Source organism: Nonomuraea sp. B19D2 (assembly GCF_040137845.1).
GTDB lineage: Bacteria > Actinomycetota > Actinomycetes > Streptosporangiales > Streptosporangiaceae > Nonomuraea.
Genome location: NZ_JBEFAK010000098.1, coordinates 1 through 13,414, shown reverse-complemented (window position 1 = coordinate 13,414; position 13,414 = coordinate 1). Strand labels below are relative to the sequence as shown.

At 70.5% G+C, this 13,414-nt stretch carries 12 protein-coding genes and 1 pseudogene; 11 read left to right on the top strand and 2 right to left on the bottom strand.

Going from position 1 to position 13,414, the window contains the following annotated elements; translation table 11 throughout:
- Positions 1–237 precede the first annotated feature (237 nt).
- Positions 238–930 carry a hypothetical protein gene (locus tag ABN273_RS58225; RefSeq protein ID WP_349458395.1) on the top strand — a complete coding sequence of 231 codons (693 nt, stop codon included), beginning with the start codon at positions 238–240 and terminating at the stop codon, positions 928–930.
- Between the two features lie 7 nt (positions 931–937).
- Positions 938–1,272: pseudogene (gene tnpA / locus ABN273_RS60195) on the top strand (IS200/IS605 family transposase).
- Between the two features lie 58 nt (positions 1,273–1,330).
- Here tnpA and ABN273_RS58220 read toward each other — a convergent pair.
- Complete coding sequence (locus tag ABN273_RS58220) at positions 1,331–1,804, bottom strand: VOC family protein (RefSeq protein ID WP_349458394.1); 474 nt, start codon at positions 1,802–1,804, stop codon at positions 1,331–1,333.
- Between the two features lie 184 nt (positions 1,805–1,988).
- Between ABN273_RS58220 and ABN273_RS58215 the strand changes: the two genes are divergently transcribed.
- A complete protein-coding gene (locus tag ABN273_RS58215) occupies positions 1,989–2,900 on the top strand; it encodes an ABC transporter ATP-binding protein (RefSeq protein WP_349458393.1) in 912 nt (303 codons plus the stop codon).
- 223 nt (positions 2,901–3,123) lie between these two features.
- On the opposite strand, the gene ABN273_RS58210 is transcribed toward ABN273_RS58215, so the two are convergent.
- Entirely contained in the window at positions 3,124–5,724 is a 2,601-nt protein-coding gene (locus tag ABN273_RS58210; RefSeq protein WP_349458392.1) for an AfsR/SARP family transcriptional regulator, read from the bottom strand.
- Between the two features lie 480 nt (positions 5,725–6,204).
- On the opposite strand from ABN273_RS58210, the gene ABN273_RS58205 reads away from it, so the two are divergent.
- The 8 genes from ABN273_RS58205 to ABN273_RS58170 all read left to right on the top strand — a co-directional run.
- On the top strand, positions 6,205–6,816 hold the full coding sequence (locus tag ABN273_RS58205; RefSeq protein WP_349458391.1) for a response regulator: 612 nt from the start codon (positions 6,205–6,207) through the stop codon (positions 6,814–6,816).
- Between the two features lie 326 nt (positions 6,817–7,142).
- The gene (locus ABN273_RS58200; protein WP_349458390.1) at positions 7,143–8,450 is read left to right on the top strand and encodes a MinD/ParA family ATP-binding protein; all 1,308 of its coding nucleotides are present in this window, start codon (positions 7,143–7,145) and stop codon (positions 8,448–8,450) included.
- Positions 8,447–9,334 carry an ATP-binding cassette domain-containing protein gene (locus ABN273_RS58195; RefSeq protein ID WP_349458389.1) on the top strand — a complete coding sequence of 296 codons (888 nt, stop codon included), beginning with the start codon at positions 8,447–8,449 and terminating at the stop codon, positions 9,332–9,334. The genes ABN273_RS58200 and ABN273_RS58195 overlap by 4 nt, the downstream gene beginning before the upstream one ends.
- A gap of 1 nt (position 9,335) precedes the next feature.
- Complete coding sequence (locus tag ABN273_RS58190) at positions 9,336–10,154, top strand: ABC transporter permease (protein WP_349458388.1); 819 nt, start codon at positions 9,336–9,338, stop codon at positions 10,152–10,154.
- Complete coding sequence (locus ABN273_RS58185; RefSeq protein ID WP_349458387.1) at positions 10,151–10,660, top strand: hypothetical protein; 510 nt, start codon at positions 10,151–10,153, stop codon at positions 10,658–10,660. Before ABN273_RS58190 ends, ABN273_RS58185 begins: the two co-directional genes overlap by 4 nt.
- Positions 10,657–11,754, top strand: a complete 1,098-nt coding sequence (locus tag ABN273_RS58180) for an efflux RND transporter periplasmic adaptor subunit (protein WP_349458386.1) — start codon at positions 10,657–10,659, stop codon at positions 11,752–11,754. The genes ABN273_RS58185 and ABN273_RS58180 overlap by 4 nt, the downstream gene beginning before the upstream one ends.
- On the top strand, positions 11,751–12,416 hold the full coding sequence (locus ABN273_RS58175; protein ID WP_349458385.1) for an ABC transporter ATP-binding protein: 666 nt from the start codon (positions 11,751–11,753) through the stop codon (positions 12,414–12,416). The genes ABN273_RS58180 and ABN273_RS58175 overlap by 4 nt, the downstream gene beginning before the upstream one ends.
- Before the next feature lie 34 nt (positions 12,417–12,450).
- Positions 12,451–13,414, top strand: a 964-nt coding sequence (locus ABN273_RS58170) for an ABC transporter permease (RefSeq protein WP_349458384.1), incomplete at its 3' end; no start/stop codon positions are given.

Here is a 13,414-nt window from a genome sequence, read left to right as displayed (position 1 = left end):
CGACACCGGGTCCGGTTCCGGCCAGGACCGGGGTTGCATCGACACCGACCACTCCATCCACGACCGGGAGGAGGGGGAAACCCGGCCGCGCACCGCATGATCCCGGACGCCAAAGACTCAGGTCACGAACCTACAACCGCGTGTCGCGAGTTAACCAGCAGGATCATCGCCGCCCTGCAAAACCACCGTGTCGCACAGGCAGCCTGAGGATGAAAGGCATCAATGATGATCGTACAGGTGAAGATCACCATTCAGCGAGTGCGGCTGGGAACCTCGGAATTCCGGGTGATCCGCCCGGCCAAACCTTTGACCAACGGGGCACTCTACGACACCGGCAGCCAATATGACATGTATGTGGACCGGATAGATGGCCGGCGGATCGGCGCGCTGTGGCTGCTCGCGGCCCGATCGCCACGCTCTTTGGTCTACCTGCCGACGCGTGCCACTCCGGCCGCCCCTGGGATCAACCCTGACTGGGACAAGGAGGAGAGGTGCCCGGACCGGCCGCTTGATCTCGTGCTGGTCCACCACTCGCTGCAGTTCCCGCCCTCCCGCTGGAAACAAGTACGAAAGCGGATCACCGCGGGAAGCTCCCCATGCGAAATACGGACAGCAAGTGTGCCGGACACCGACCTACCCGCCGACGAAGAGATCGACTACCGGGCCCTGAACTACCGGGAGAACAAGGACATACTTCACCAGCGCGTGCATGCCGAGACGCTGTTTCTGACCGGCAGCACTGCGGCGTTTCGGCAGCCGGCCCGTCACTTTTTCGCCGTGGCGAAGGAAGGGCCGCCCGCTGCCGCGACCTCGCTGTACATCTCGGGCGCCTGCAACTATCACGTCTGCCGACTGTTCTACTGGCCGAATCTGGATCCAGGCGGCGGGCAGGACATCCACCTGGAGTACGCCCCGCAATGGACGGTCTGACAAACCCATGACCTGCGACTTCAGGTTGGAAAACCCTCGCTGCGAACAAATCATGAAAGAGGTGTGCGAGAAGTTCGAATGCGAGCTGGCCGGGTTCAACGGCGCCGACGGCTACGTCCACCTCCTCGTGTACCACCCGCCCGAGGTCGCCCTGTCCACCCTGGTCAGCAGCCTCAAGGGCGTCTTCGCCCGCGATCTACGCCAGGAGTACAGTGCACACCTCCGCAACTACCTGTGGGAGGCCACTTCTGGTCCCGCTCCTACTACGCCCGCTCCACCGGCGGCGCGAACCTGGCCACCGTCCGCACCTACATCCAGTCCCAGGACCGACCCCAGAAATGACACAAATCCGGACGCGTGGCTGCTGTCAAGGGACGGAAGATCCCTGGTACCCCCGGTGTCAGCGCATGACGCAGAACTCGTTGCCCTCGGGATCGGCCATCGTCACCCACGCGTCGCGCTCGGCCAGCACGCGCGCGCCCAGCCCGACCAGCCTGCGCACCTCCGCCTCCGTGTCATCGGCCGTGAGGTCGAGATGCAGGCGGTTCTTGACCGCCTTGGGCTCGGGCACGAGCGTGAAGAAGAAGCGCGGCCTGACCCCGGGCCCCGCCTCCACCAGGACGCTCGGGTCGTCCTCGGGATCGTCGATGCCGTTGCTCCGCAGGCGCTCCAGCTCGGCCTGGTCGTAGGGAGCGACCTCGTAGCCCTCGAGCGCCTGCGCCCAGAAGCGGGCGAGAGAGGCGGGATGCCGGCAGTCGAGCACGATGTCGTGGATGCGCGCCATGGCCACATGCTGCCACCGCGCACGGTGACCGATGAGGTACGGTCGGCGCCGGGCGATGCAGGAGCCGAGCGCCGACCGTACACCGACCATGGTAGACGCCTCCTGGCACCGGTCCCGGCGTGGCAGTATTGACACCCTGTTGAGCCGGTGTTTACATGTGGCCCCAAGCTGTGATCAACACAATTGCGCCAACTTGGGGAGTTGCGGGCAATTTCCATATGGCGCCCCCAATCCTCGGCTGGCAACGGAACGGGGCGCGCTGAGCATGAGGCCGATGCTGCGAGCAGAGAACCTCACCAAACGATTCGGCTCACTGGTAGCGGTGAGCAATGTGAGCTTCGCGGTGCGGGCGGGGGCGATCACCGGCTTTCTGGGGCCCAATGGGGCGGGAAAAACGACGACGCTCCGCCTTTTCCTCGAACTCGTCCACCCCACCTCGGGCTCGGCGCTCATCGACGGCAAGCCCCTCCACGAGTGGCCGGTTCCCAGCCGCAAGGTCGGCGCGGTGCTGGACGGCCACTGCACGCACCCCGGCCGCCGGGCCGTCGACAGCGTGCGCTGGGCCGCCCGGCTGGCCGGCGCCGGAGCCGACGCCGAGGAGTTGCTCGACCGGGTCGGTCTGACCGAGGCGGCCGGTCAGCGCACCGGCGCCTTCTCCCGCGGCATGCTGCAGCGCCTCGCGCTGGCCATCGCGCTGGCCGGCGAACCGGAGATCCTGATCCTGGACGAGCCCATGAACGGCCTCGACCCCGACGGCATCGCCTGGATCAAGAACGTCCTGCGCCGCTTACGCGACGAGGGGCGCACCGTGTTCATCGCCAGCCACCTGCTGGCCGAGCTGGAAGACCTGGTGGACGACCTGGTGGTGATCGCGCGGAACAAGGTCGTGGGCAGCGGCTCGGCCGGGGCCTTCATCGACCGCTTCCAGCCGCAGGCCCTCAGCGTCCTGTCCGATCAGCCGCAGGCCCTCGGCGCCGCCGTGAGCCGGGCCGGCGGGCAGATCCTCGACACCAACGGCCAGCGCATCCTGATCAGCGGCCTGACCTCCAACCAGCTGGGCGAGATCGCCCGCGATGCGGGCATCGCGCTGTTCGGCCTCACCGAGGAGCGCAGCCTGCGCACGGCCTTCAACGCGGCCACCGCCGACGCGGCCGACGCCGCCGATATCAGGGACGAGGCCTGCTAGCCACGGCTTCGTGTAATCGTTTTCGGCCACTCCTTCGTGACCGCCACCACCCCGGACCACCCGTGCGCGCCCGCACACCGGGCCGCGCCGCACCCGCCGTGCGGCCCCCGAAGCCGCCCCCTTCACGCGTCCGGGCGGCCCTCCGAAAAGCCGTCCCGGTCACGCGCGCCTCGCCCCCAAAGCCGTCCCCGTCGCGCGTGCCTCACCCCCTAAGCCGTCTCCATCACGCGTCTCTCGCCCCGAAGCCGCTGGTGTCAAGCGCCCTGGGTGGCCAGGTGCCCTGGGCGGCCAGGGCGTTGCCGTTGATGAAGGCGCGGGCCTGCTTGGCCCTGAACGCGGTGCGCTTCATGCCCGAGACCCGGGCGATCTCCTCGGCGGTCGCCAGGTCGTCGTAGGCGGCCTTGGGGTCGCCGAGCAGGATCCGCGTCGTCCCCAGGTCCAGCAGGATGTCGGACTGCACCACCCGGTCGCCGATGTGGATGGCGATCTCCAGTGCCTCGATCAGCTTCGGGTACGCCTTCTCCGGCGTTCCCGCCTTGGCCGCGTGCATGGCCACCGCGCGGCGGATGCGGGCCTCGCTGCGCAGGCTGCCCGCGTCGCGGCACAGGCTGAGCGCGCGGTCCAGGCAGGCCCGCGAGGCGGCCTCCTCGCCGGTGCTGTGCAGCACCGTCGCCAGCCCGGCCAGGGCGTCGGCCTCGGCGAGCACGTCGCCGCTGCGGTGCAGCGCCGCCACGGCCTCCTGGTAGACCTCCCGCGCCGTGGCGGGCGCCTGGTTGATGCGGTCGAGGTCACCGATCAGGCGCAGGGTCAGCCCGCGGCCGTGATCGTCGCCCAGGCGCAGGAAGATCGCCAGCGCCTCCTCCAGGCGGTAGGCCGCGCCGGTGTAGTCGCCCACCAGCAGCGCGCGGTAGCCCAGCGAGTACGTCAGGACGGCCTGCCCGCGCAGGTTGCCCGCGTTCGTGACGCTGGCCAGGGCGATCTGGTGCGACTCCAGCCAGACGTCGAAGCGCGCGCCGGCCTCGAAGAACGCCAGCGGTGCGATGGCCAGTTCCCAGCAGGTCTCGGGGAAGGCCACGGCGCGGCGTACGAGGGCGAGGTTGATGTCGATGTTCGCCTCGAACCACGCCGAGCCCTGCCCCGTCCGCGCCCGGGCCCCGGCGGGCCGGTAGCGGGGCGCCGTGCCGCGCGGGATGGAGTTGTCCTTGCCGCGCATGGAGGCGTGGGCGGCGTCGGTCAGTGCCAGCCAGCCGCCGAAGGCACGGCCCACGGCCGCCGTCAGGGCCTGCTCGTCGTCCTCCACGCGGGCGCGGGCGGCGCCGAAGCCGAGCAGCAGCTCGTGGCAGTGGTAACGCTCGCCACCCGGCAAGGGTGTGACGAAGTGGCTCTCGGCCAGCTCCTCCAGCAACTCCTCGGCGGTGTCCACGGGGACGTCCGCGAGCGCGGCGGCGATCACGGCGGTCACCTGGGGAATGCCCAGGTAACCGATCCTGCGGATGAGCGAGCGAAGCTCGGCGGGCAGCGCCTGGTATCCGCCCAGCAGCGTCGGAGCGATGCTCTTGCCGCCGTGCCGGAGCTCGCCGAGGATCCGCGCCGGGTCGGACAGGCGTTCGGCGAGGCGCTGCAGGCTCAGGTGCGGCCGGGCGGCCAGCTTGGCCGCCACGATGTCGAGTGCCACCGGCAGCCCGTTGCACAGCTTCACGATCCGGTTGGCCGCCGCGGGCTCGGCCTGCATCCGCTGCCGGCCCGCCCCGGTGGCCAGCAGGGTCCTGGCCGCAGGAGCGTCCAGTGGAGAGATGTCCACCGTGACGGCGCCGCGTGGCAGGGCCAGCGGCGAGCTGGTGGTCACGAGCACGGCGCAGCCGGCGTGCCCGGGGAGGAACGGCCGCACCTGCCCGGGGTCGGTCACGCCGTCCAGCACGATCAGCACATGCCGTACGGCCAGCACACTGCGCAGCAGGGCGGCGCGCGCCCCTGCGCCCTCGGGGATCTCCTCGGCCGCCACCCCGAGCGCCGTCAGGAAGCCCGCCAGCACCTTGCCGGGGTCGTCGAGATCGTCGGCGAACAGCTGCCCGTCGGGAAAACGACCGGCCACGCGGTGCGCCGCCTCCAGGCTCACCGCGGTCTTGCCCGCGCCGCTCGAGCCGGTGACCACCACCAGAGGGGAGATCTCCTGCTCGGTCAGCCCCTCGACGATCCGGCGCAGCTCGCCGTCCCGCCCGGCCAGCACGCCCGGACGGGCGGGCAGCTGCCTGGGCACGTCCGTGACCAGGTGCGTCAGCTCCAGCGCGGAGTCCTGACGGAGGATCTGCAGCCTCAGGTCGCGCAGCGTGGGGCTGGGATCCGTGCCGAGCTCCTCCCTCAGGCGCTCCTCCAGGTCGGTGAAGGCCTGCAGCGCCTCGCTCCCCCGCTGGGAGCGGTAGAGCGCGATCATGAGCTGGGCGCAGAAGCGCTCCTTCAGCGGGTGCTGGTCGGCCAGGTGCTGGAGTTCGGCGATCACCTCGCGGTGCCGTCCCAGCGCCAGATCCGCGTCGATGCGGGCCTCGATGGCGGCCAGTCGCCGCTCGTTCCAGACGGCCGCCTCCGCGATGAACGCCTCGCTGTCGAGGCCGGAAAGCGCCGAGCCTCGCCACAGTTTGAGCGCGGCGTCCAGGGTCTTGGCGGCCTGGGCGTGGTCCCGCTTGTCGGCGAGCAGGCACGCCTGGTCGTACATGCGCATGAAGACGAAGGCGTCGATGCTCTCCTCGGCCGCCTCAAGTTTGTAGATGTTGTCGTGTACGTCGATCGTCACACCGCTGCGCCGGAGCTCGCCGACGCCGCGGTGCACCTGGTTTCTGGCACTCTTGGTTGGGGTATCTCCATATATCGCGTCAATAAGGCTGTCAACCGATGCCGAGCGAGTGGGGCTCAGCAACAGATGGGCCAGCACCGCACGCGATCGACGGGTGGCCAGTCTGATCTCGTTTCCTTGTTGCCATATTGCCGGTTGCCCCAGGATTCCAAAGTGCATCAACAGCACATGCCCCCTCTGGTTCGCTCCCCGATCTCTCCCACCGGACAGCTCTGTCATCGTTCGTGGGCACTACTCACCTTGGCTGTCGCAAGTGTGACGATCCCCACTTGCAGCTGACTTTCGGATCGCCATAAAGCCGGGCATCTCAGGAACACATCAGGGCGATTTTTCGGGCAGAAGGCGCTAAATGCCTGCTTGTCGCGTTCCGTTCATGATCTCTGCATGATAGATGTCACATCGCCCCAATGACATAGGCGCCTACCGGGTAAAACGGCCCAGAGCCAGACTCCTGGTATGTCCACAGAGTCGCCGATCCGAGTTCTACTCGCCGTCGACGAGCAGCAGACTCGGCGGGTACTGGCCGCCCTGCTCAGCCTGGAGCAGGGGATTCAGGTCGTCGCCGAGGCCGGTCATGGGGACGACATCGTCCACGCGGTCCGGCGGCACCGGCCCGACGTGGCCGTCATCGACGCCGAGCCGCCCGGGAGCGACGGCCTGTCCGCCGCGGTGCGGATCGGCGGCCACTGCTCGATCGTCGTCCTGACCAGCTTCGGCAGGCCGGGATACCTTCGCCGGGCGATGGCCGCGGGGGTCGGGGGCTTCCTCGGCAAGGACGCGTCCGCCGACGAGCTGGCCGCGGCGATCCGCAAGGTGGCCGCCGGCGGCCGGTACCTCGACACTGAGCTCGCCGTCGCCTCGATGACGACCGGGGACAGCCCGCTCACCGACCGCGAGCGCGACGCGCTGCGCCTGGCCGGCGTGGGGGCCACGATCACGAAAATCGCCATTGAGCTCCACGTGTCCGAGACGATCGCACGTGGGCTCGTTTCCAGCGCGATGACCAAACTCAACGCGGCGGGCCATCACGAAGCCGTCCACACCGCACGACGACAGGGCTGGCTGTGACCGAATTCGACGACCACACGCAGAAAATTCGCACAGATGCGGACTGGTGGATCATGCACGGCGTTCCTGATGAACGGCCTCAGCGCAAAACCAATGACGAGGTCACGGCGGACGTGAACGGGGAAGAAGCCGACCTGGATCCGGATCGCACGCGCACCATGCGCTTTCCGCCGCCGAAACTGTCCAAGGGGACGGACCAAGCGCCACCCCCTGCTCCGGAGCCTCCCCTGTGGTGGCAGCAGGAGTCCGGGGACAATCCCTCGCGGCGTCTCGGGCATTTCGCGGCGAACAATTCCGAGGATCCCGGAAAGAAAGGCCCCTCCACCGTGGGACCGCCGCCGGGCCCCATCGATTCCCTGAGCTCGTTCGGCGCGCTGAGCTCCTTCCCCACGCCGCCCCCGTTCGAGCTGCCGTCCTGGGACCCGCCCCCGGGGTTGGCCACTCCTGACGCCTCGGAAGAGCCGGCGGCCCCCGAGGTCCCGCCCGTTCCCGACGCGTGGGCCGCTCCCGAGGTCGCGCCGGCGCCCGAGGCGCCAGCCGCCCCGCAAATTCCCGATATGCCGCCGATTCCGGATAGGCCGCCCTCGAACGCCCGGCCGAATCCCGAGGCGCCGGCCGCTCCCGGGGTGCCGGTCTACCCGCCGCCTCAGCAGGCCGCGCCCATGCCTCCGGCGGGGCCGGACATCCCGCTGGTCAGCACGTCCTCGGAGAGCCTGCGGCCGGACCGGCTGCTGCGCACCCGCCGTCGCCCGCCCGCCGGGGGCTGGCGCAAGGCCGTCTTCACGCTGTCCGGCGGGCTGATCCGTCCCAGCGACTCCAAGGCGGAACGCCACCGCCAGGAGCTGATCGAACGCGTCAGGCAGCCGGTCTCCGCGGGCCACTTCAGGGTCGCGGTGATGAGCCTCAAGGGCGGCGTGGGCAAGACCACGACGACCATCGGCCTGGGCGCCACGCTCGCCCACCACCGGGGCGACCGGGTCATCGCGGTCGACGCCAACCCGGACCGGGGCACGCTGTCGGAGAAGCTCAGGGTGGAGTCGCCGGCCACCGTACGGCACCTGCTCAACGACCGCGCGGGCATCTGGCGCTACGCCGACGTGCGCTCGTACACCTCCCAGGCGCCCTCGCGGCTGGAGGTGCTGGCCTCCGACCGGGATCCGGCCATCTCCGAGGCGTTCAACGCCGACGACTACCGCGCGGTCGCGCAGATCCTGGAGCAGTTCTACTCGATCGCCATCACCGACTGCGGCACCGGCATGCTCCACTCGGCGATGAGCGCGATCCTGGACATGTCCGACCAGATCGTCCTGGTCAGCCCGGTCACCGTGGACGGCGCGAGGTCCGCCTCGGCCACCCTCGACTGGCTGCAGGCCCACGGACACCAGGACCTGGCCGCGAGCGCCGTGGTGGTGCTGTCGGCGGTGAAGAACCCGCGCAGGAACGCCGTCAACGTCGCCGAGCTGAAGGACCACTTCACCAAGCGCTGCCGGGCGGTGATCGGCGTGCCGTTCGACCCGCACCTGGAGCAGGGCTCGGAGGTCGACCTCGACCTGCTGCGCACCGCCACCCGGGACACCTACCTCGAGGTGGGCGCCACGATCGCGGACCGCTTCGGCCCTGGAGCGGCCTCATGACCTCCCTGCTCAGCGTCACCGACCTGTCGAGATCGCCGGCCCTGGAGGAGGTGTCGTTCACCGTCGAACGCGGCGAGGTCGTCTGCGTGGTGGGCCCGCCGGGCAACGGCGGCGCCACGCTGATGGACTGCCTGGTCGGCGCGGAGGAGCCGGACGCGGGCCACATCGAGATGCTCGGCGTGACCGTCGGCCCCGGTGACCGCCGGCCGCCGGGGCTGGCCGCCGCCCCGCGCGCCGAGACCCTCCCGGACCGGATGAAGGTCTCCGAGGCCATCAGGCTGTTCTCCCGCCTGTACGGCACGCGCGGCCTGTCAGGGCGCTTCATCGACCTCCTCGATCTTGAGCCGCTGCTGTCCAAGCGCTTCGGCCGCCTCACCGACGGCCAGCGCAGGCGGGCCATGATCGGCCTGGCCCTGGTGGGCAACCCGGAGCTGGTCCTGCTCGACGACCCGACGGCCGGGCTCAGGGAGGGCAGCGGGCGCCGCATCGAGCAGGCCATCGACGAGCTGCGCACCGGTTACGGCGGGGTCTGCGTCATGCTCGACGACCTGGCCCTGGCCGAGCGGCTGGCCGACCGGGTGATCCTGCTGCGCGCGGGCCGCGTGCTGGCCGAGGGCACGCCGTCCAGGCTGGTCCAGCTCCTCGGCTCGACGTTCGTCATGGGCGTGCCCCCGCACCTGCGGGTGGACCGGCTCCGGGACGTGCGCGTGCTGCCCTGCGCCTCGGCCACCTACCTGTACGGCTCGCGCCCGGCGCTGGAGGCGGCGATCCAGGAGCTGTCGCCGATGAGCGGGGACCGGGTCTGGTCGATCCGCCCGCCCACGCTCAGGGACGCCTACCTCACACTGTCGGCCGTCCCCGAGCCGGTCGCTTTGGAGGCATGAGATGGCCGGAACAGTTTTGGCGGAACGGCCTTCGGGCGGCGTGCGCGGGGCCGGGACGGTGTGGACGCTCGTGAGCGCCCAGGTGAGGCTGCTGCTGCGCACGCCGGTCGTGCTGCTGGCCGTGCTCGGGCTGCCGTTCGCGGTGCTGCTGGTGCTGATGCTGGTCATCGGCTTCCGCTTCCCCACGATCGAGTTCGGCGCGATGCCGGGGGTCAGGGTGATCGACCGGCTGCTGCCCGAGATGGCGGGCACCGTCGCCGCGGCGGCCGGGATCCTCGTGCTCACGCTGCACCTGTCGGAGGTGCGGGCCACCGGGATGCTCAGGCGGTTGCGGCGCAGCCCCATGCGGGACGGGTCGTACCTCACGGCGCAGGCGGTTGTGGCCGGTGCGCTGGTGGCGGCGTCCACGGTGCTGTTCATGGCCGTCACCTTCATCGTGTACGGCCTGCCCCGCTCCTGGCATCCGCTCTACCTGGCGGGCGCGCTGCTGGTGGTGACGTACTGCTCGGTCAGCGCCGGGCTGCTGCTCGGCGGCCTGCGGATGTCGCGTACCGGGGCCAGGATCGCCGCGCCGCTCTGCTTCGTGCTGCTGTTCCTCGGCAGCGGGCTGGGCGTGCCGCGCGAGGGCTGGGAGGGCGTGGCGCCGTGGTTCTACCAGGTCACCACGGTCAACCCGCTGGCCCAGCTCAACGACTTCGTTTTCCAGGCCTACCAGGGGCGGCTGTCGGACACCTGGCCGGCCGTGGCCGGGCTGCTCGCGACCGCCGTCGTCGCGAACGTCGTGACCAGACGCGTCTTCGACTGGGACGGTACGTCATGAGAAGAGTCCTGATAGCCGTCACCGTGCTCACGCTGCTGGTCGGCGGGTGCGCCCAGCGGGACGAGCAGAACCCGATCGCGATCGCCATCGCCGGCACCCCGCCGGCGGCCGCGGCCAGGCAGGCCGCGCCCAAGGCGTCGCCGGCCGGCACGGTCGATCCCGACGACGTGCTGCTCAAGGTCGCCCAGTGCCTGCGCCAGAACGGCATCGACGTGCCCGACCCCGGCTCCGCCGAGGACAAGACGTGGAAGTACACCGGGGACCCGGCCAAGATGGAGAAGGCGTTGAAGGCGTGCGAGAAGTACACCTCGCAGATCCCCAACCCCCTCGACGACCCGAAGACCCGCGACAAGCTCATCCAGTACGCCCGGTGCATGCGGGAGCAGGGCATCGACATGCCCGACCCGCCGCAGGTCAACTCCAAGCTCGACCCCAACGACCCCAAGCTGCAGAAGGCGGCGGAGTCCTGCATCCAGCACCTGCCCGGACAAGGGGGCACCCAGTGAACGGGGGACTCAAGGGAGCCGTGGCCGCCCTGGGGACCGTGGTCGTCGGCAGCGTGGTCACCGCGGGCGGCGTGTTCGCCTCGGCGGCGCTGTTCGACGCCGGCCCACAGGCGAAGGTGGCCCCCACCCCGACCGCGCGCCCGGTCTCGGCCGCCACCGCGGAGATCACCCGGGGCGACCTGGTGGACGAGGAGAGCGTGGACGGGAAGCTCACGTACGCGGACAGCCGTACGATCAAGGCCGCCGCGGGCGGGACGATCACCAGCCTGCCGGACGAGGGCCAGGTCATCAAGCGTGGCGGAAGTCTCTACGCCGTGGACCGCCGCCCCCGCATCCTCATGTACGGCAAGCTCCCCGCGTACCGGACGTTGCGGGACGGGGTCAAGAAGGGCCCGGACGTCAAGCAGCTGGAGCAGAACCTGCGCGCACTCGGGTTCGGCCGCGGCGTGACGGTGGACAACCGCTTCACCGACGCGACGGCCCGTGCCGTACGGCGGTGGCAGAAGAAGAACGGCATGGAGCGGAACGGAAGGGTGACCCCGGCGGACGTCGTCTTCCTGGCCGAGGCGGTCCGCGTCAGCAAGACGGACGTGGAGGTCGGCGACCAGGTCGGGAACCTGCGCCCGATCCTGGGCATCACCGCCACCGACCGGCTGGTCCGCATCGACCTGGACGCCGACAAGCAGGACATCGCCAAGAAGGGCAGGAAGGTCACCGTCAAGCTGGCCGACGGCAAGAGCGTCACCGGCAGGATCAGCCGGGTGGCGAAGGTGGCCACGCTGGCCAAGGGCTCCGCCAACCAGGAGAAGGCCGCCACGGTCGAGGTGGAGATCAAAGTGGCCGCCAAGTCGCTCGGGTCGCTGGACGAGGCGCCGGTGACCGTCGAGTTGGCCAGGCAGCGGGCCGAGAACGTGCTCACGGTGCCGGTGGAGGCCCTGCTGGCGCTGCCCCAGGGCGGCTACGGCATCGAGGTCGTCGATCAGGGTGCGGCCAGCCGGGTGCCGGTGCAGACCGGCGCGTTCGGCAACGGCCGGGTCGAGGTGAGCGGCCCCGGGCTGGCCGAGGGCATGAAGGTGACGGTGTCGGGCCGATGAACGTCCTGGAGATCCGCGGGGTCAGCAAGACCTACGGCCGGGTGCACGCCCTCCGCAACGTGGACCTGACCATCCGCAAGGGCGAGATGGTCTCCATCGTCGGCCCGTCCGGCTCGGGCAAGTCCACGCTCCTGCAGATCGCGGGCACCCTCGACCGGCCGACCTCGGGCACCGTACGGGTGGCCGGCTATGACGTGAGCACGCTGTCCGACAGCCAGCTCTCGGCGCTCCGCGCCCGCTTCATCGGCTTCGTCTTCCAGCAGTTCCACCTCTCCCCCAGCCTGTCCGCGCTGGACAACGTCGCCGACGGCCTGCTCTACACCGGCCTGTCCAGGCGGGAGCGGCGGGAGCGGGCCGAGGCGGCGCTCGACCTGGTGGGGCTGTCCCACCGCCTGGGGCACCGGCCGAACCAGCTGTCCGGCGGGCAGATGCAGCGGGTGGCGGTCGCCCGCGCGGTGGCGGGCCGGCCTCCGCTGCTGCTCGCCGACGAGCCGACCGGCAACCTGGACTCCGAGGCGGGCGCCGAGGTGCTGTCGCTGTTCCGGACGCTGAACGCGCGGGGCATCACCATCGCGATCATCACGCACGACTCCGAGGTGGCCATGGCCTGCCCGCGGCGCATCCGCGTACGCGACGGCCTGGTCAGGTCCGAGGTCTCATGACGACGGGGGTTCTCATGGGCACGACGGGGGTTCTATGAGCACGGCGCTGCGCCCGGCGCGGCTGCGCACGACGGACATGGCCAGGCTCGGCACCTCGGGCCTGCGGGCCAGGCCGGCCCGGGCGATCCTCGCCGCCCTGGGCATCGCGATCGGCATCGCGACCATGGTCACCGTGGTCGGCATCTCCGCCTCCAGCCAGGAGAAGCTGCTGCGCCAGCTCGACGAGCTCGGCACCAACCTGCTCAGGGTCTCCCCCGGCGACAGCCTCTTCGGCGACAAGGTCAAGCTCCCCAAGAACGCCGCCGAGATGGTCAAGCGCATCGACGGCGTCACCAGCGCCAGCCAGACCGCCGAGACCGGCACCACGGTCCGCCGCAACGACCTCATCCCCAGCGGCATCTCCCTGGGCATCACCGTCCAGGCCACCAGCCTCGACCTGCTCACCACCCTCGACGGCCGGGTGCGCCGGGGCACCTGGCTCAACGCCGCCACCGAACGCCAGCCCGTGGTGGTGCTGGGCGCGGTGGCCGCGGAACGGCTCGGCCTGCTCACCCCCAACGCCCAGGTCTGGATCGACAACAGGTGGTTCACGGTCATCGGCGTCCTGGACAAGACGCCCCTGGCCGAGGAGGTCGAGCGGTCGGCGCTGGTGGGCTTTCCCGCGGCCAAGGAGTACCTGAACCACGACGGCCACCCCACCACCGTCTACGAACGCTCGGCCGACGAGGCGGTGGAGAGCGTGCGCGCGGTGCTGGCCCGCACGGTCAGCCCGGAGAGCCCGAACGAGGCCAAGGTGAGCCGGCCGTCGGACGCGTTGAAGGCCAAGGCCGCCGCGGCGGGCGCGTTCACCGGGCTCATGCTCGGGCTGGGGGCGGTCGCCCTGTTCGTCGGCGGCGTCGGGGTGGCCAACACGATGGTCGTCGCCGTGCTGGAGCGGCGCAGGGAGATCGGCCTGCGCAGGTCGTTCGGCGCCACCAGCGCTCAGGTGAGCAACCAGT

Excerpts from the sequence above, each read along its gene's own strand:
- ABN273_RS58220 (WP_349458394.1), bottom strand. The coding sequence starts at position 1,804 with ATGGTCGGTGTACGGTCGGCGCTCGGCTCCTGCATCGCCCGGCGCCGA.
- ABN273_RS58195 (WP_349458389.1), top strand. The coding sequence starts at position 8,447 with ATGACCTCCCTGCTCAGCGTCACCGACCTGTCGAGATCGCCGGCCCTG.
- ABN273_RS58185 (WP_349458387.1), top strand. The coding sequence starts at position 10,151 with ATGAGAAGAGTCCTGATAGCCGTCACCGTGCTCACGCTGCTGGTCGGC.
- ABN273_RS58190 (WP_349458388.1), top strand. The coding sequence starts at position 9,336 with ATGGCCGGAACAGTTTTGGCGGAACGGCCTTCGGGCGGCGTGCGCGGG.
- ABN273_RS58215 (WP_349458393.1), top strand. The coding sequence starts at position 1,989 with ATGCTGCGAGCAGAGAACCTCACCAAACGATTCGGCTCACTGGTAGCG.
- ABN273_RS58175 (WP_349458385.1), top strand. The coding sequence starts at position 11,751 with ATGAACGTCCTGGAGATCCGCGGGGTCAGCAAGACCTACGGCCGGGTG.
- ABN273_RS58205 (WP_349458391.1), top strand. The coding sequence starts at position 6,205 with ATGTCCACAGAGTCGCCGATCCGAGTTCTACTCGCCGTCGACGAGCAG.